Origin of the sequence: Paracoccus caeni, assembly GCF_016629665.1 — a bacterium.
Lineage (GTDB): Bacteria > Pseudomonadota > Alphaproteobacteria > Rhodobacterales > Rhodobacteraceae > Paracoccus > Paracoccus caeni.
In genome coordinates this window covers 149,859-167,325 of the sequence record NZ_JAEPRQ010000006.1, presented here as the reverse complement: position 1 = coordinate 167,325, position 17,467 = coordinate 149,859, and the positions used below count along the sequence as shown (strand labels likewise).

Annotated in this window: 15 protein-coding genes; 4 read left to right on the top strand and 11 right to left on the bottom strand. The window is 64.1% G+C overall.

Annotated elements, in window-relative coordinates; genetic code table 11:
- Window positions 1–147 precede the first annotated feature (147 nt).
- The 4 genes from JJJ17_RS15405 to JJJ17_RS15390 form a co-directional block, all read right to left on the bottom strand.
- The gene (locus tag JJJ17_RS15405; RefSeq protein ID WP_200687973.1) at window positions 148–489 is read right to left on the bottom strand and encodes an MmcQ/YjbR family DNA-binding protein; all 342 of its coding nucleotides are present in this window, start codon (window positions 487–489) and stop codon (window positions 148–150) included.
- A complete protein-coding gene (locus JJJ17_RS15400) occupies window positions 486–1,820 on the bottom strand; it encodes a cytochrome P450 (protein ID WP_200687971.1) in 1,335 nt (444 codons plus the stop codon). The genes JJJ17_RS15405 and JJJ17_RS15400 overlap by 4 nt, the downstream gene beginning before the upstream one ends.
- Window positions 1,817–3,007, bottom strand: a complete 1,191-nt coding sequence (locus tag JJJ17_RS15395) for a hypothetical protein (protein ID WP_200687969.1) — start codon at window positions 3,005–3,007, stop codon at window positions 1,817–1,819. Before JJJ17_RS15395 ends, JJJ17_RS15400 begins: the two co-directional genes overlap by 4 nt.
- A 104-nt stretch (window positions 3,008–3,111) precedes the next feature.
- Window positions 3,112–3,726 (bottom strand): thiamine phosphate synthase, encoded by a 615-nt coding sequence (locus tag JJJ17_RS15390; RefSeq protein WP_200687967.1) that lies wholly within the window; start codon window positions 3,724–3,726, stop codon window positions 3,112–3,114.
- Between the two features lie 57 nt (window positions 3,727–3,783).
- On the opposite strand from JJJ17_RS15390, the gene JJJ17_RS15385 reads away from it, so the two are divergent.
- From JJJ17_RS15385 to JJJ17_RS15375, 3 genes are read left to right on the top strand one after another with little or no spacing between them, the layout of a single operon-like run.
- Window positions 3,784–4,515, top strand: a complete 732-nt coding sequence (locus JJJ17_RS15385) for an RNA methyltransferase (RefSeq protein ID WP_200688088.1) — start codon at window positions 3,784–3,786, stop codon at window positions 4,513–4,515.
- A 38-nt stretch (window positions 4,516–4,553) separates the two neighbouring features.
- Window positions 4,554–5,702: a heme A synthase gene (ctaA, locus tag JJJ17_RS15380; protein ID WP_200687965.1), complete on the top strand. Its 1,149-nt coding sequence runs from the start codon at window positions 4,554–4,556 to the stop codon at window positions 5,700–5,702.
- Window positions 5,699–7,171 (top strand): carboxypeptidase M32, encoded by a 1,473-nt coding sequence (locus JJJ17_RS15375; protein ID WP_200687963.1) that lies wholly within the window; start codon window positions 5,699–5,701, stop codon window positions 7,169–7,171. The genes ctaA and JJJ17_RS15375 overlap by 4 nt, the downstream gene beginning before the upstream one ends.
- A gap of 223 nt (window positions 7,172–7,394) precedes the next feature.
- Here the strand turns inward: JJJ17_RS15375 and preA are convergent, their stop codons facing one another.
- From preA to JJJ17_RS15350, 5 genes are all read right to left on the bottom strand, one after another.
- Window positions 7,395–8,693: an NAD-dependent dihydropyrimidine dehydrogenase subunit PreA gene (preA, locus tag JJJ17_RS15370; protein ID WP_200687961.1), complete on the bottom strand. Its 1,299-nt coding sequence runs from the start codon at window positions 8,691–8,693 to the stop codon at window positions 7,395–7,397.
- Window positions 8,694–8,706: 13 nt separating this feature from the next.
- Window positions 8,707–10,062, bottom strand: a complete 1,356-nt coding sequence (locus tag JJJ17_RS15365; protein ID WP_200687959.1) for an NAD(P)-dependent oxidoreductase — start codon at window positions 10,060–10,062, stop codon at window positions 8,707–8,709.
- Between the two features lie 100 nt (window positions 10,063–10,162).
- The gene (locus JJJ17_RS15360) at window positions 10,163–11,458 is read right to left on the bottom strand and encodes a sensor histidine kinase (RefSeq protein ID WP_200687957.1); all 1,296 of its coding nucleotides are present in this window, start codon (window positions 11,456–11,458) and stop codon (window positions 10,163–10,165) included.
- Window positions 11,458–12,120 (bottom strand): response regulator transcription factor, encoded by a 663-nt coding sequence (locus JJJ17_RS15355; protein ID WP_200687955.1) that lies wholly within the window; start codon window positions 12,118–12,120, stop codon window positions 11,458–11,460. The genes JJJ17_RS15360 and JJJ17_RS15355 overlap by 1 nt, the downstream gene beginning before the upstream one ends.
- Window positions 12,121–12,138: 18 nt before the next feature.
- Window positions 12,139–12,534 carry a PepSY domain-containing protein gene (locus tag JJJ17_RS15350; protein ID WP_200687953.1) on the bottom strand — a complete coding sequence of 132 codons (396 nt, stop codon included), beginning with the start codon at window positions 12,532–12,534 and terminating at the stop codon, window positions 12,139–12,141.
- Window positions 12,535–12,676: 142 nt separating this feature from the next.
- On the opposite strand from JJJ17_RS15350, the gene JJJ17_RS15345 reads away from it, so the two are divergent.
- Window positions 12,677–13,699: a hypothetical protein gene (locus JJJ17_RS15345; RefSeq protein ID WP_200687951.1), complete on the top strand. Its 1,023-nt coding sequence runs from the start codon at window positions 12,677–12,679 to the stop codon at window positions 13,697–13,699.
- An 81-nt stretch (window positions 13,700–13,780) separates the two neighbouring features.
- Here the strand turns inward: JJJ17_RS15345 and JJJ17_RS15340 are convergent, their stop codons facing one another.
- Both JJJ17_RS15340 and pepN read right to left on the bottom strand, forming a co-directional pair.
- Window positions 13,781–14,692, bottom strand: coding sequence for a 1-acyl-sn-glycerol-3-phosphate acyltransferase (locus JJJ17_RS15340; RefSeq protein WP_234464142.1), 912 nt, complete (start codon window positions 14,690–14,692; stop codon window positions 13,781–13,783).
- 42 nt (window positions 14,693–14,734) lie between these two features.
- Complete coding sequence (pepN, locus tag JJJ17_RS15335; RefSeq protein ID WP_200687949.1) at window positions 14,735–17,326, bottom strand: aminopeptidase N; 2,592 nt, start codon at window positions 17,324–17,326, stop codon at window positions 14,735–14,737.
- Between the last annotated feature and the right edge of the window lie 141 nt (window positions 17,327–17,467).

Genomic DNA, 17,467 nt, shown 5'->3' with positions numbered 1-17,467 from the left:
GGGAAGGTCGTCGTGACTGATCGCGGGTGCAGGTGAGGCGCCCGCCCGGAATCAAGTTGCCCTTGGGCGACGCCGGGCAGTGCCCGACCGCCCGGACGGGCGGGCACCGCTCTCTGTTTCAATCGTTAGGCCAAACAGGGAAACGCGCTAGAAATCCTCCAGCGTTGCCTGAAACTTCTTCGGCAAGGCATTGCGAATGATGCGATAACTTCCTTCCAGCCTGTGCCGCAGCTCTTCGGGATCACCATCGACCGGCATCGCAACCCAAGTCCTGTGCATATATGCGGCGCGGGTCGCGCGGCCTGCCTCGATCAGCATTTCGGCCAGCTCGACGCTGTCGGTCTTGACCGAGACCGCCTCGTTCATCGCGCCAATCACCGCGAACATCTTGCCGCCGACCTTCCAGCAGTCGTGCCCGCCGCCCCACGGGTCGCTATGCTCGGCGCCCGGCAAGGCGGCGCAAATCTCGTTCACGGTCTTGCGGCTCATGCTTGCTCCCTCCGCTCCAGTCTGATCCTGATCCCGTCGCTTCCGCGCACTGTCAGCCGTGCTACCGGAACCGGCTCTTGTTCCGTCGGCTGCAACCGAAACGCCGCGACGATGGTGGCAAGGATCACCACCCCCTCCATCATGGCAAGCCCCGCGCCCGGACAGACGCGCTGACCGGCTGAAAACGGCACGAAGGCGTCGCGGGCGCTGGCTTTGCCTTCGGTGGTGTCCCAACGCGCCGGATCGAAGGCGTCGGGGTGGTCCCATAACCGCTCATGCCGGTGCAGATGCCATGGCGAGACAACGACCTGCGCCCCTTTCGGCACCGTCCTGTCACGGAAGCGCTGCGCGACAGCCGCTTCGCGCACGAACATCGGCACCGGGGGATAAAGCCGCAGCGTTTCGCGATAGACGGCACGTGTGGCCTTCAGCTTGCCCAGCGTTGCCATGTCATCGCTCAGCAGCGCAGCCTCGGACGCGACGCGATCCTGCCAGTCGGGATTGGCGGCCAGCAGCCACAAGGCCCATGCGATTGACGAGGCGCTGGTCTCATGCCCGGCCAGAAAGAAGGTGGCGACCTGATCGACCATTTCCGCGCTGGAAAAGAGCGCGCCGGTGACAGGATCGGGCGTCGTCAGAATGCGCGTTGCCAGATCGTCGGGGGCGGTGCCCTCCGCGATGGCGTCAAGGCGCTGATCGACCAGTTGCCGGATCAGGCTGCGGATTTCCCCCGCCGTGCGACGGGTTGCGCGCGAATGCCAGCGCGGCATCCATGGCAGGATCGCCGCCAGATTGACCAGCGGCTGCGCATCCTGATGGGCGCGGAAGGCGCGAAAAACGCGGGCGGCGATGTCATGTTCGATGGGCAGCGAAAACATCGCCCGAAAGATCGCATCGGCAGTGGCGAGGCTGGCGAAGGGCTCGATATCGACTTCGCCCTCGGGCAGTTCGGCGGTGACCGAACGGGCGGCGGCCAGAACGGCGGGGTAGATTTCGCGCAGTCTGCCGCCCTCGAAAGCCGGATCGATGATGCGGCGTTGGCGGGCCCAGTCCTCGCCATTGCTGACGAAGACCGAATTGCCCATCAGCGGCGACAGACCGGCGCGCAGCCGCCGCGATTTCGGAAAATCGCCGGGCTTTTCCTGCAGGATCAGCCGGACCAGCGCCGGATCGTTGCAGACGAAGCTGTGGATCAGCGGGCTACGAAACTCGGCCATGCGTGCGCGGTAGAGCCGGGCGGGCAGGGCCGACAGAAGATCGCGTCGGAAGCCGAGGATCAACCGCAGCAGGGTGTTGCGGGTCTCGTTCGTCGGCGGGCGGGGCGGGATCATGGCAGGCCCGGCCCGACGGCGCGGGTGATCCGGCCGGGCGAGGGTTTGCGCCCGGCAAAGCGCTGCGCCAGCGTCAGCGGACCGCCGGTAATGGCGAAATAGTCGTAATCTCCGGGTCGGTCGAAGGCGCAAAGATATTGAAAATGCAGCCGGAACCAGCGTTTCCTTAGCTCACGCTGTTTCTCCGGCGACAGCGTATTGGTGAAGCTGGCCGAGATGACCAGCGGCCAAAGCTGCCCTTCGCCTGCCACGCCCGTCACCGCCACCGGATCGCATAAAGCAAAGCTGCAAGCATCGCCGGGGGCGGTGACATCCAGCCAGAAGAGTTCCGACCGCTCGGACAGGTAGGCCAGATCGGCGCGCAGCCGTGTCGCATCCGGCAGGAAAGAGGCCATCGGCACCACATGGCCAAGCGTCAGCAGCGACAAGGTCGCGCGGGACGGGGGCAGGCCGCCCCGGATCAGATCGGCAAGGATCGAGACCGCCAGATAGGCGCCCGAGGAATGGCCGACGACCAGCACCTCATCAATCTCGGGGTCCTGCAATGCCTGTTCCAGCCGGGCGGTGAAACCCCGAATCCGTTCCTCCAACGCTTCGGGATAGGCGCCACGCAGGGCGGCGGTGAAGGCGTAATCGTTCATCAGATAATAGGCGTAAAGCCGGTGATCCTGCGCACGGGCCAGCATCAGCACGGCCACCGCCATCGCCGCCGCGACGATCAGCCCCGCCCAGCCGTTGAACGCCCATGCCGCAAGCCACCCTGCGGCGGCACCAACAATCAGCGCGACCAGAAGCTGCAGCAGCAGGATCGCAAAGGGATAAAGCGCCGCCAGCATCGGCCCGCGCCTGAGCCGCATCAGCCGCCCGAAAGCCCCCGAGCCGATATAGATGGCGGCGGTTCGGGCAAGCTGCAGATAGGTTCCGGCGATCGCCGTCCGCATCGAGGCCTGCACCAGATCGGACCAGACCAGCACCTCGAACAGCGTCTCGGCCTCGCCCTCGGGGAAGCTGCCGCGACTGCGCCAGCCAAAGCCCGAAGCGATCTTCGCCCCCGCAACCGTCATCCCATAGCCCGAGACGCCCGCCTGCGCAGCCGCCTCGCGTCGGTAAAGCTCGCGGTAGCGGCGGGGCGGGAAGGGGTCGAAGCCCGGCAGGTAAAGAACAAGGCGGCGAAAGGGGCGGGTCATGGCCGCAGATTGGCAACCTTGTCAGAGTCGCGCAATCGCAAAGCATTGAACCGCCACGAATTTGCGGCAGAAGAGCAGGGCGGATCGTCCGAAACCGGGGCTGTTCAGCCCCAAAGCCCCTCAAGCGCCTTCGCCGGATCTTTCTCGGCCCAGATTTCGGCGCCAATGGCGATGAAATCGGTGATCGGCGACAGGCCGGTGATCAATTCGCGGGTAATCGCACCCTCGGCCACCACGGGAATCTCGATCATTTCGGACCACCACTGGAACAGATCCAGCGGCGCAGGCCCGCCGCGCCCAAGTGCTGTGTCCCCAACCGGGCCAAAGCTGACGTAATCCGCCCCGGCCTCGCCCGCATTGATCCCGTCATGGCGCGACACGCCGCAGAAGGCGCCCACAATCGCATCCGCGCCCAGCTCTTTGCGGGCATCGCGCACGCCGCGTGCGCCGTCGGTCAGATGCACGCCGTCAAGGCCGTGCCGCTGTGCCAGCCGCACATGGTCGTCGATCACCACCGCCACATCGCGGGCATGGGCGATCTCGCGGGCCAGATCGGCCAGCCGGCCCAGTTCGTCTTCTTCCGCACCGCCGCGAATGCGCAGGCAGGCAACGGGAAAGCGGTCCAGCACTTCGCCCAGCATCGGCGACAGGGTCGAGGCTTGCGCCCCTGCGGGGGTCATCAGGTAAAGCTGCGGGGCGTCGGTCACATGCGTCTCCATCTTTCTGTCGCAATAGCGCAGCTTGCCGCGCCTTGCCAGAAGGACTATGCGGCGGGCATGGAACATGCGCCTGAAAAGCCCGTCATCATCCTTGTCCGCCCGCAAATGGGCGAGAATATCGGCGGTGCCGCCCGCGCCATGCTGAATTTCGGCCTGACCGAGATGCGGCTGGTCGATCCGCGTGACGGCTGGCCCAATCCCAAGGCGATTGCGATGGCCTCAGGCGCGGCGGGGCGGGTGCTGGATCATGCGCGGATTTTCCCGACGCTGGCCGAAGCGATGACGGGGATCGAGTTCGCCTTTGCCACCACGGCGCGCGGGCGCGATCTGTCAAAGCCGGTCTATACGCCCGCCACGGCGATGGAAAAGGCGCGCAGTCAGCCGGGCCGGGTCGCGATTATCTTCGGGCCGGAACGCGCCGGGCTGGAAAACGACGATGTGGCCCGCGCCAATGCCATTGTGACGGTGCCGGTGAACCCGGATTTCCCCTCGCTCAATCTGGCGCAGGCGGTGCTGTTGATGGGCTACGAATGGGGCCGCGACACTTTGCCGCCAGAACCCTCGCCGCATCTTGGTCGCGCCGCGGGCGAGGTGATGGCCGACCGGATCGAGATTGAGAAACTGGGCGATCATTACGAGGAACGCCTTGACGAAGCTGGGTTTTTCTTCCCCGAGGCCAAGGCGTCAAGTATGAAGCTGAACCTGCGCAACATGTGGTCGCGCCTGACGCTGACGCAGGGCGACGTGCGGGTGCTGCATGGCCTTCTGCGCCAATTGACCCGCAAGTGAGCGCAGCCTAAGTTCCGCGCGACGTGAAGGAGCAAGCAATGGCCAAACGCCCCGTTTTCGAGGAAGTTTCGGATCCGACTGCCAGCAGCCGCCCAACCGCGACGACCGGCATGATCGACGCCGCACCTAAGGGCGCGCGCCGGGCGATCCGCATGTGGCTGATGGTGTTGTTCGCGCTGGTCGCGGCGATGATCGTGCTGGGCGGGGCCACTCGGCTGACCGGCTCGGGCCTGTCCATTGTCGAATGGGCGCCGGTGACGGGCGCGCTGCCGCCGATGAACGAGACGGCATGGCAATCGGAATTCGACGCCTACAAGCAGATCCCGCAATATATCGAGGTGAACGCGGGCATGTCGCTGGCCGAGTTCAAACAGATCTATTGGTGGGAATGGTCGCACCGTCTGCTGGGCCGTCTGGTCGGGCTGATCTGGGCCGGGGGATTTCTGTTCTTTCTTGCGACGAAGCGAATCCCGGTCGGCTGGACCCCGCGATTGGTTGCGGTTGGCGCGCTTGGCGGATTGCAGGGCGCAATCGGCTGGTGGATGGTCAGTTCCGGGCTGGTCGAGGGGATGGTGCGCGTCGCCTCTTACCGGCTGGCGATCCATCTGGGGCTGGCCTTCCTGATCCTTGGCCTGATCACCTGGTATGTGTTGATGCTGGGCCGCAGCGAGGCGCAGCTCCTGCGCGCGCGCAGGGCGGGAGAGCGGAAACTGTTTTCAATGTCGACTGGCCTGATGCATCTGGCGATGGTGCAGATCCTGCTGGGCGCGCTGGTCGCCGGGATCGATGCCGGGCGGACCTATACCGGCTGGCCGACGATGGGTGGCGAATGGATCCCCGAATATATCTGGGACGCTGAGCTGGGCTGGCGGAATTTCTTTGAAAACCCGGCGCTTGTGCAATTCGTGCATCGGATGACCGGCTATCTGCTGACCATCTTTGCCATCGTGGTCTGGTTGCGTGGGCGAAAATCCCCGCATCCGGTGACGCGCGGGGCGTTTAACGCTATGATCGCGATGGTGGCGGTGCAGGTGGGTCTGGGGATCATGAACGTGCTTCATGCCTCGCCCCTCGGGCTTGCGCTCAGCCATCAGATCGGGGCGATGGCGATGTTCGTCCTGATCATCCGCGCCCGCCACAATGCGGCCTATCCGCATGAAACCTCGGTCAGGGGGACCATCCGATGACAGCGATCAACGATCTACTCGCGTTTCAGCGGCAGACCGAGGCGCTGTCCTCGATCGCCGAGCGGCTTGGCTGGGATCAGGAAACGGTCATGCCGCGCGGTGCCGCCGAACAGCGGGCCGAGGAAATGGGCGCGATCGAGGCGGTCCTGCACGAGCGTCGCACCGATGAGCGGATCGGCGAATGGCTGGAAGTGGCGGAACCGCAGACCGAGGCCGAGACCCGGGCGATGGATCTGATCGCGCGCGACTTCAACCGTGCCAGCAAAATCCCGGCACGGCTGGCGCAGGAACTGGCACGGCTGACCTCGCTGTCGCAGGGGATCTGGGCTGAAGCACGGGCCAAGGACGCGCCGGAGGAGTTTCTTCCCACGCTTGATCAGGTGCTGATGCTGAAGCGGGAAGAGGCTGCGGCGGTCGCCGAAGGCGGCGATCTTTATGATGCGCTGCTGGACGATTACGAGCCGGGCATTACCGGCACCGAAATCGCCGCTTTGTTCGATCAGATGCGCCCGCGCCTTGTCGCCCTGCGCGAGGATATTCTTGGCGTCGAGAACCAGCCCGCGCCACTGACCGGCCATTTTCCGCAGGAAACCCAGCTTCGTCTGGCCCGCACCTGCGCCACGGCCTTTGGTTATGACTGGACGCGCGGGCGGCTGGATCTGGCGGTGCATCCGTTCAGCAGCGGTCGTTGGCAGGACAGCCGCATCACCACGCGGGTGGTCGAGCCTGATCCGTTCAACTGCATCTATTCGACCATCCACGAGGTCGGCCATTCCAGCTATGAATTGGGCATCGATCCCGACTATGCCTTTACGCCGCTTGGCCGGGGTGTGTCGATGGGGGTGCATGAAAGCCAAAGCCGCATCTATGAAAACCAGATGGGCCGGGGCCGCGCCTTTACCGGCTGGCTGTTCAAGCGCATGTCGGACGCCTTCGACGATCTGAACATCGCCGATCCCGACGCCTTCTACGCCACGGTGAACCGGGTCACCCCCGGCTATATCCGCACCGAGGCCGACGAGGTGCAATACAATCTGCACATCATGCTGCGCTTTGACATCGAGCGTGACCTGATCAGCGGCCGCCTGAATACGGAAGATCTGGTCGAGGCGTGGAATGCCCGTTTCCTCAAGGATTTCGGCGTGGCGGTGGATCGCCCGGCCAATGGCGTGTTGCAGGACGTTCACTGGGCGGTGGGCCTGTTCGGCTATTTCCCGACCTATGCCCTTGGCAATGTCTTTGCCGGCTGCCTGAACCGCGCCCTGCGCGAGGCGGTGCCAGAGCTTGATACCTCGCTTGCCGCAGGCGATGCCGCGCCCGGCGTCGAATGGCTGCGCGAAAATGTCCAACGCCATGGTGGACTGTTGCCGCCAAAGCAGTTGATCGAACAGGCCATCGGCGAAAGCGTCTCGCCCGAACCGTTGCTGGCCTATCTGGAAGATAAATTCAGCCGTATCTACGGCCTCTAGGGTTTTCGGTATTTGGACAACGAAGAAACGGCAGAGGGTGCGCGCGCGCGCCCCGGCCTCTCCTGCATGGGGGAGACAGGTAGGCCTTGCCAGCCGAGACCGGGGCGACTTCTCCGTTGGCGGTCATCGGCTCCGCAGCCTGTACCGCAAAGCCGGATATAAAGCGGCGAGGTTGAGAAAACCTTAACCTCGCCGCTTCTTCGTTGTAAAAATACCGGAAAGCCTACTCGGCCGCTTTCGCCATCGGGTTGTTGGGATGCGTGGTCCAGTTGGCATATTCGCGGCGCTTCTCGCCGGTGCGCTTGTCCAACTCGCCGATCTCAAGCTCGCGCATGGTGATGCAATCCTCGACCGGGCAGACATCGATGCAGAGATTGCAGGCGACGCATTCTTCCTCGACCACCTCAAAAACCCGGCCAGGGTTCATCGCGATGGCCTGATGCGAGGTATCCTCGCAGGCGGCGTAGCAGCGGCCGCATTTGATACAGGCATCCTGATCGATCACCGCTTTGGTCACGTAGTTCAGGTTCAGATATTGCCAATCGGTGACGTTCGGAACCGCGCGCCCGATCAGGTCGGACATTTCCATTTCGTGGCTGTCCAGATAGTCGCGCAGGCCCGAGATCATCTCTTGCACCACCTTGAACCCATAGGTCATCGCTGCCGTGCAGACCTGAACCGAGCCTGCGCCAAGCGCCATGAACTCTGCCGCGTCGCGCCATGTGGTGATGCCGCCGATACCGCTGATCGGCAGGCCGCGGGTTTCCGGGTTGCGGGCGATTTCGGCCACCATGTTCAGCGCGATGGGCTTCACCGCCGGGCCGCAATAGCCGCCATGGCTGCCTTTGCCGTCGATGGTCGGCTGCGGCGCGAACAGGTCCAGATCGACCGAAGTGATCGAGTTGACCGTGTTGATCAGGCTGACCGCATCGGCGCCGCCGCGCATCGCGGCCTCTGCTGGTTTGCGGACATCGGTGATGTTCGGGGTCAGCTTCACGATGCAGGGCATGCGTGAATATTGCTTTACCCAACGGGTCACCATCTCGATATATTCCGGCACCTGACCGACAGCCGAGCCCATGCCGCGTTCGGCCATGCCATGCGGGCAGCCGAAGTTCAGTTCGACGCCGTCGGCGCCGGTATCCTCGATCCGGGCAAGGATGTCGCGCCATGAATCCTCGTCGCAGGGGACCATCAGGCTGATGATTAGCGCCCGGTCGGGATAGTCGCGCTTGACGGATTTGATCTCGCGCAGGTTCACCTCCAGCGGGCGGTCGGTGATCAATTCGATATTGTTGATGCCCAGCACCCGGCGGTCGGCGCCATAGACGACGCCGTAGCGGGGGCCGTTGACATTGACCACGGGGGGGCCTTCGCTGCCCAAGGTCTTCCAGACGACCCCGCCCCAACCGGCCTGAAAGGCGCGGCGGACGTTGACTTCCTTGTCGGTCGGCGGGGCCGAGGCCAGCCAGAACGGGTTCGGTGACTTGATGCCGACGAAATTCGTGCGCAGATCTGCCATGTCTTTTCCTCCCTTAGCCGGGGATCTCGACCGGGCGTCCGGTCAGGGTGGCGTCGATGTCTTCTGCCGCATCGCGGCCTTCGGCCACGGCGGTAACGGTCAGGTCGTCCCCGCCCGAGGCGCAGTCGCCGCCTGCCCAGACACCGTCCAGTGACGTTCGGCCATAATCATCGACCGCGATTTTGCCGCCTTCCAGCGTGATGCCGTCAGGTGCGTCCTCAAGCCGCTGGCCGATGGCGCGGAAAAGCTGATCGGCTTTCAGGCGGAAGCGTTCTTCGGTCAGTTTCAACCCGTCCGGTCCGTCCTGAGTATAGGCGAACTCGACCTCGACGACCGAGCCATTGCCGTGGACGGCCACCGGCGCCGCATTGCAGATGATCCGCACGCCAGAGCTGGTCGCATGTTCCTGTTCATGGCTGCTGGCGCTCATCTGCGACTGGTCGCGGCGATAGACGATGGTGACGTTTTCCGCGCCCAGCAGCTTCGACTGCACCGCCGCGTCAACCGCCGTCATGCCGCCGCCGATCACCACCACGTCGCGGCCAACGGGCAGGGCGGTCAGGTCGTCGGCCTGCCGCAGATCGCGGATGAAGGCCACCGCGTCGCTGACATGCTGACGATCCTCGCCATCGGTGCGCAGTGCGTTGACGCCGCCAAGGCCCATGCCAAGAAACACCGCATCATATTCGCCGCGCAGCCCGTTCAGGGTGATGTCGCGGCCAAGGCGCTGATCGTGGCGGAACTCGATCCCGCCGATGCCCATCAGCCAGTCAACCTCGGCCTGCGCGAAACCGTCCACCGCCTTGTAGCTGGCGATGCCGTATTCGTTGAGGCCGCCGGGTTTCGGTCGCGCCTCGAAGATCACCACGTCATGACCTTTCGCGGCCAGACGATGCGCCGCGGCAAGCCCGGCTGGCCCCGCACCGACCACGGCGATCCGTTTGCCGGTCGGTTCGGCCCGGCGGAAGGGATGGCCGGGTTTCGCCATCAGCCCGTCAGTGGCATAGCGTTGCAGTGCGCCGATCTCGACCGGCTGGCCTTCGGCATCCATACGGACGCAGGAGCCTTCGCAAAGGTTCTCGGTCGGGCAGACGCGGGCGCACATGCCGCCAAGGATATTGGCGTGAAAGATCGTCATCGCCGCCGCATCGGGGGTGCCGGTTGCGATCTGGCGGATGAACAGCGGAATGTCGATCGAGGTCGGGCAGGCCGTGATGCAAGGTGCATCGTGGCAGAAGTAGCAGCGGTCGGCTGCGACCCGTGCCTCGTGCGGATCAAGCGGCGGCGCGACATCGACGAAATTCAGCGCCAGTTCTTCGGGTGTCAGACGTCCGGGGGTTACTCCGGGCGCCAGTCGGGCTTGGGACATTTTTCTGTCTCCTGGCTCACCTGTTGGTAAGAATCAGGCTGACACAGGTTCAATTTTTTATCAAATGGTAAAATTATTCGGGACGAGGATGGCCGCGATTTCAGGCAGGCAAGTCCAGAATTGCGGCAAGCCCGCCTGCATCCGCACGTTCCAGCCGCAATTCGCCGCCATGAAGCGCCGCCAGATCCGCCACAATGGCAAGGCCAAGGCCCGAACCTGACGCGCCATGTTCGTCCAGCCTGCCGCCGCGGATCAGCGCGCGGGGGGCGTCGGTATCGGACATGCCGGGGCCGTCATCCTCGATCCGCAGTTCCAGCCGGTCGTCTTGCCGGACACGGATCAGCAGCCGCGTCTCGCCCCATTTCACCGCGTTTTCGCAGAGATTGCCGATCATCTCTTCCAGATCCTGCCGCTCGCCCGCGAAGACGGCGTCGGGCGGGCAGGTGACACTGGCGGTCATTCCCTTGTCTTGCATTGGCCAGCGCAGAACCAGAAGGATGTCGTCGATCACCGGGCGGATTTCGGTCCTTTGCCCCAAAAGGCGCGGCCCGGCGGAACGGGCGCGGCGCAGGTGCCAGCCGATCAGGCGATCCATGCGGGTGATCAGGTTCTGGCCGTGGTGATCGCCGGGCAATTCATTCGCCAGCGCCGCCAGCGGCGTTTTCAGCGAATGGGCCAGATTGCCCAGATGCTGGCGAGATCGCGCCAGAAGGGTGATATTCTGGTCAAGGCTTGCATTGATCTCGGTCGTCAGGGGGCGCAATTCGCTGACATCGGGCAGGGTCAGGCGTTCGGCCTTACCTGCGCGGACACGGGCCAGATCGTTGCGCAGATGGTCAAGGCTTTGCAGGCCAAGGGTCACCTGCAACACGCTGGCAATGGCAAGGCCGATGCCCAGCACCGCCAGCGCAATGGCCAGCGGTCGGCTGATATGGCCAAGGCTTGCATCGATCTGATCCTGAGGCGCGGTGACTGTCACACTGATGCGGGCATCGCTGTCGGGGATCGTCAGTTCCCGCCGCAGCACCCGCAGCACACCGCCATCCGCGCCAAGCCCGTGACCGCCCAGAAACTCGCCCTCCGGGCCGTCAAGCCGACCGTCGAGCAGCGAATCCGAGCGTGCCACCACCCGCCCATCCGCCGCGATCTGCCAATACCAGCCGGTAAAGGGCAGATCGAAACGCGGATCGGCAGGGCGGTCGTCCAGTTCGACCCGGCCATCATCATCGACCTCGATCATCGCGATCAGGCCGTCGGCGATCCCCCCGGCTTCGGCGTCGAAACGGTCGGTGACGAAATCCTCCAGCAGGGCCGAGATGAACAGGAACGCGGCCAGCAGCGCCGCCGTGATCCAGACCGCCGCCAGAAGCAGCAGCCGCCCCCGGATCGAACGCATCAGCCTGCGTCCCGGAGCACGTAACCCTCGCCGCGCCGCGTCTCGATCACGCCGTCGCCGATTTTGCGGCGCAAGCGACCGATCACCACCTCGATCGATTTGAAATCGCGGTCGGTTTCGGCCTCATAGAGATGTTCGGCCAGTTCGGTGCGGCTGACGATCCGGTTCTTGTGGTGGATCAGGTAGCTGAGAATGCGCGTCTCGAAGGCGGTCAGCTTCAGCGCGACGCCGTCGCGGGTGATGACGCCAAGCTGGCCGTCCAGTTGCAGCGTTCCGGCCTGAATGACCGGACGGGTATGCCCGGCGGCGCGGCGGATCAGGGTCTGGCAGCGCAGGACCACCTCATCCAGCCGAAAGGGTTTCACGGCGTAATCATCGGCCCCTGCACGAAAACCCGCGACCTTGTCGGTCCAGTCGCCCCGTGCGGTCAGGATCAGCACCGGCATGGCGATGCCCTGATCGCGCCATGTGGTCAGCACCTCGATCCCCGACATGCCGGGCAGGCCCAGATCAAGGACCGCCACGTCATAGGTTTCGGTCGAGCCAAGATATTCGCCGTCATCGCCAGTCAGCGCGTGATCGGTGACAAAGCCCGCATCCTGCATCGCCCCCGCGATCTGTCCGGCCAGCACCGGATCATCCTCGACGATCAAAGCCCGCATTCTGATCCATTCCTATCACTATCTGTCCCGCGCCACTGCACCAGCACCGATACCGGGTCTGATCCGCGCCTTGATCTGTCCGCGCCCGGCGACATCCAGAAACCGTCCGGTGCGGGCGTCAAGGCGGATGATCAGCAGATTGCGCTGCGGCGTCAGAAGGCGGAATTCATAGACCAGTTGCGCCCCCGATGCACGTTCTTCCGGGCTGGGCTGGCGGGTCTGCGCGGCCAGCATCCGGCCTGCATAACGTTCGCCGACCAGGGTCGCGATCTCGTGGAAGGGCAGCGGGCGGAACCTGTCGCTATGCGGCAGCAGGGTGCCATCGGGTTCCGGCGGCAATTGCTGCGCAAAGGCGGGCAGGGCTGCAGGGGCGGCCAATGCCAGCATCAGGACGGTCAAAATGGGGCGGATCAACGGGCGCATGAGATGAAATCTAAGGGTTACAAACCAAACGGAACCGAAACGGCATGTTTGTCTTTCATTCGGGTCGGGTGGCGTAAAAGCGATTCGTCCGGGTCTGGCAGTGCCAGTATCCGCAAGATGAAAGGGTAAAGGAATGATGACAGGCAAGCTCTCGACCACGGCGGCGGTTCTGGCGCTGATCGCAGCGACCGGCGGCGCTGTATATGCACAAGAGACGCCACCCCCGGCACCGGATGCGACGGCCCCCGCCGACGCTTTGCCAGCAGTGCTGACCGGGCTGAACCTGACCGATCTGGAGGTGAAGACCAAACGCCACGGCATCCGCGAGGTCGAGGGGCGCACATCTGACGGGGTCGAGATCGAGGCAAAGATCGACCTTCAGGGCAATGTGATCGATATCGAGGCCGAAGGTGGTCCGCTGCCGCAATCGGTGCTGGACCAGCTTTTGCCCGAGGCGGTTCGGAACCATGAGATCATGGCTCTGTTCGCCGAATTCGAAGAGATCGAATTCCGGCCCGACCATTTCGAGGTCAAGGGCAAGCTGGAAAGCGGCGACGATCTGGAAGCCAAGTTCGATCCGTCCCACGCCTTGATCGGCGTCGAGTTCGAGGACGCCGCTGTGCCGGATGAGCTGGTCCGCTCGATCCTGCCGCAGGCGGTTCGCGATTCCGATGTCTTCTCGCAATTCTCGCTGATCGAGGAAGTCGCCAAGGCGCGCGACGTGTTCGTGGTCAAGGGCGAGGATGCCGAGGGCGAGGATATGGGCGCGGTTTTCGATCCCGAGGGCCGGGTTCTGCGCTTTGGCCGCGAGGGTGACCGCGAACGTGGTGACCGGCGGTATGGCGATCACGGTCCGCGCGGTGGCGATGGCTGGCACCGCGAAGGACGCGGCGGGCCGGATGGTCATCGTGGCGAAGGGCGTCGCGGGGATGGGCCTCGGGGCGAAGGTCGCCGCGGCGAGCATCGCCGGATGGCAGAGCCCAGCTTTGATCCGGTCGATGTGAACCGGACCCTGACCGAGGCAGGTTACAGCGATTTCGGTTTCCTGCGTCCGCAGGGTCCGCGCATCGTTCTCGAGGCAACCAACCCGGATGGCGAACCCGTCCTGCTGGAGCTTGATCCGCAAGGTGAGGTCATCCGCGAATCCGCGCGCTGAATGTGGCCCGTGTGCGGAAGAAAAAGGGGCGGGAAACCGCCCCTTTTGAATATGTAGGCCAGGATGACCTGCCGCTGCGGTTCAGGCGATCTTCTGCGACCCTCTGACCAGACGCACCCGGCCTCGCTCTTGCATCAGCCGCGCCGCGTCGGGACCGGGGGCGGGCAGGGCCAGCACCGCATCACGCATCACCGCAATCGCATCCTCGCTGCCTTTCGGCAGGGTTGACGGATCAAGCGGCGCACCGACGGTCACCCGGTAGGGCTGGCGGGCCTTGTTCAGCACCTCGTTGAACAGCGTCACATCGCGCAAGGTCGGATGGATCGCGTCCAGCGCATAGAACAGCAGCGAATTGCGCGCCCGGATCCGCAGCGGGATCACCGGAACGTCGAATTTGCGCGCGATCATTGCCGCGCTGGCCATCCATGGGCGTTCGTGCAAGGTCAGGCCGGTGCGCTTGGCCAGACGGCCAGAGGGGAAGATCAGCCCGATCCGGCCTGCGCCCAAAGCCTCTCGGGTGTAATCCATCGTCGCCTTGGTCTTGGCATGGCTGCGCTTTTCTACGCGCCATTCGACGCCCGCGATCAGGTCCACCATCTGCGGCAAGACGCGGATCATGTCGTGATTGGCATAGACGAAGAGATCGTCGCGGATCTGCGAGATCAGCGCATGCATGACAATGCCGTCGGCAATCCCGGTCGGGTGGTTCGAAACGATCAGCGCCGGGCCGGTCGTCGGGATATGTTCCATCCCTTCCACCTGCACGTCGCGCACCATCAGATCCGCCACGCGGCGCATGATTTCAGCGGTCGGCAGATCGCGGACCTCGGCCCCCAGTTGCAGGGTGCGCGGATAGCGCAGCAGGCGCATCATCAGCCATTGCGCGGCGCGGTGATGGGCCTTGCCGGAAAAAAGCCACGGGGCCCGCTCTGCGATCAGCGGGTCAAGTCGGGCCTGCATATCGGCCCTTGCCTCGGCGTATCGGTCTTCCATCAGGGATATTCTGCCTTGACCATTTCCTGACCACAAGCGGCGCTATTGACCGGCGGCGATCATCCGCGAGACCATCTCGCGGGTATTACGACTCAAACCCTCGATCGCGGCGATTTGTTCCAGTGCCGCCAATGCCTTGGCGCGTCTGGTTTCATCATAGCGCGGCCATGTCTCGAAGGCGGTGGACATGCGGGCGGCGATCTGCGGATTGACCTTGTCCATCTTCATCAGCCAGTCGGCGACGAAGTCATATCCCGCGCCGTCCGCCGCGTGAAAACCTGCATGATTGGCAGTCAGCCCGCCGATCAGCGCGCGGAAGCGGTTCGGGTTCTTCCAGTCGAAGCCGGGCAGTTTCGCCAGCTTGGCCGCAATCGCCGCAGCATCGGCGGGCGGGGCGGCCATCGGCTGAACAGTGAACCATTTATCCATGACCAGCCGGTTATCGCCGAATTCCTCTTCCAGCACCTGAAGCGCGGTCTGGCCGCGGCCGCGTGCGATCAGGCAGGCCAAGGCCGCCATCCGCTCGGTCATATTGCCGGCGATGCCGAACAGGATCTCGGCCCGCTCGCCATTGTCGATCCGGTTCAAGAGTTGCAGCGCCGCGATACGCAGCGACCGTTTCGCCGCCGCTTCGGCATCGGGCGAATAGCTGCCCGAGACGACCATGCGGTCATAGATCTCTGACAGCAGATCCTGATGCGCCTCGGCCACGCGGCGGGCAAGACCTTCGCGGGCGGCGTGGATGGCATCGGGATCGGGTGTCGCGCCCAGATCGTAAAGGCGGGTCGCCACCTCTTCCTCGCCCGGCAGCGCAAGGCAAAGGGCGCGGAAGGCGGGATCGGCATCCTGATCGGCGATCAGGCGGCCAATGGCGTCGATATAATCGTCACCGCCCGGCTGACCTTGGGACAGCGCGACCAGCGCCGACAGGGCCAGATCGCGGCCCGCTTCCCACCGGGCAAAGGGGTCGGTGTCATGGGCCAGAAGGAAGGCGCGGGTCGGATCGTCGATCTGGCGGTCCAGCACCACCGGGGCCGAGAAGCCGCGAAGCGCCGAAACCACCGGGCGCGCGCCGAGATTGTCGAAGGCGAACGATTGCTCGGTTTCCGTCATCTCCAGCACGCGGGTCGGTGCGACCTCGTCACCGTTCGGACCGATCAGCCCCACGGCAATCGGGATCACCCGTGGCTGTTTGTCGGACTGGCCGGGCGTCGGCGGGGTTTCCTGGGTGAAGGTCAGCGTCAGCGTGCCGCCTGCGGTGCCCTCGGCCCAGTCCTCGCGCATGGTCAGGCGCGGCGTGCCCGCATCCGTGTACCAGCGCTTGAACTGCGCCAGATCGCGGCCGGTGGCGTCTTCGAACACCTTCAGCCAATCCTCGATCGTGGCCGCGTCACCATCGTGGCGGTCGAAATAAAGGTCCAGCGCCGCCCGGTAGCCGTCATCGCCAACCAGCCGCTTCAGCATGCCGATCACCTCGGCGCCTTTTTCATAGACGGTGGCGGTGTAGAAATTGTTGATCTCTTCGTAATGATCGGGGCGCGGGGGATGGGCCAGCGGTCCCTGATCCTCGCGGAACTGGCGGGCGCGGAGGGTGCGGACATCCTCGATCCGCTTCACCGCCGCCGAGCGCATATCACTGGTGAATTGCTGATCGCGGAAGACGGTCAGCCCTTCCTTCAGGCAAAGCTGGAACCAGTCGCGGCAGGTGATGCGGTTGCCGGTCCAGTTGTGGAAATATTCATGGGCGATGACGCCTTCGATCCGTTCGTAATCCAGATCGGTGGCAGTCTCGGGCGAGGCAAGAACCAGCTTCGAGTTGAAGATGTTCAGCCCCTTGTTCTCCATCGCGCCCATGTTGAAATCATCGACGGCGACGATGTTAAAGACATCAAGGTCATATTCGCGACCATAGACATCCTCGTCCCATTTCATCGACTTGATCAGCGATTCCATGGCGAACCCGGCGCGATCCTCATCCCCCGGACGGACCCAGACATTCAGCGCGACATTGCGACCCGAAAGGGTGGTGAAACTGTCGCTGATCGCCACCAGATCGCCCGCGACCAGCGCGAAAAGATAAGCGGGCTTGGGCCAGGGGTCGTGCCATTCGGCGTGACCTTCGGTCTGGCTGACCGGGTTGCCGTTCGACAAGAGAACCGGCTTGTCGCTGTGGATGGTCACATCGAAGGTCGCCATGACATCGGGGCGGTCGGGACAGAAGGTGATGTGGCGGAAACCCTCGGCCTCGCATTGGGTGCAGAACATGCCGCCCGAGATATAAAGCCCCTCGAAAGCGGTATTGGCCGACGGGTCGATCTGCACCTCTGTTTCCAGGGTGAAAGGACCAGAGGGCAGGGCGGCGGCGGCGATGGTCAACGCCTCATCGTCGCGGGTCACATGGGCCGGATCGGCCTCGGCGCCGTTGATGGTCAGGCGCAGAAGCTGCACATCCTTGCCGCCATCCAGCACCAGATCCACACCGGTCGCAGCATCGCGCGGGGCAAGGCTTAAAGTCGCCCTGACAATCGTCGCATCAGGGACAAGCGTGAAATCCAGCGCGGTATGCGACAGGATGAAGGGATAAGGCTGATAATCGGCAAGATATCGCGCATTCTGGCCTTCGGGGCGGTTCATCGCATCCTCCAACTGAAAAAAGCTGTTCGCTTTGGCGGAACCCGAGCTTTCGCAAGGTGTTAATCGCCTGAGAGCCGGGTCGCAAGTCGGGTGGTTCTGCATATGCGAATGATTGACATGACACATTTGCTAAAGCAGACC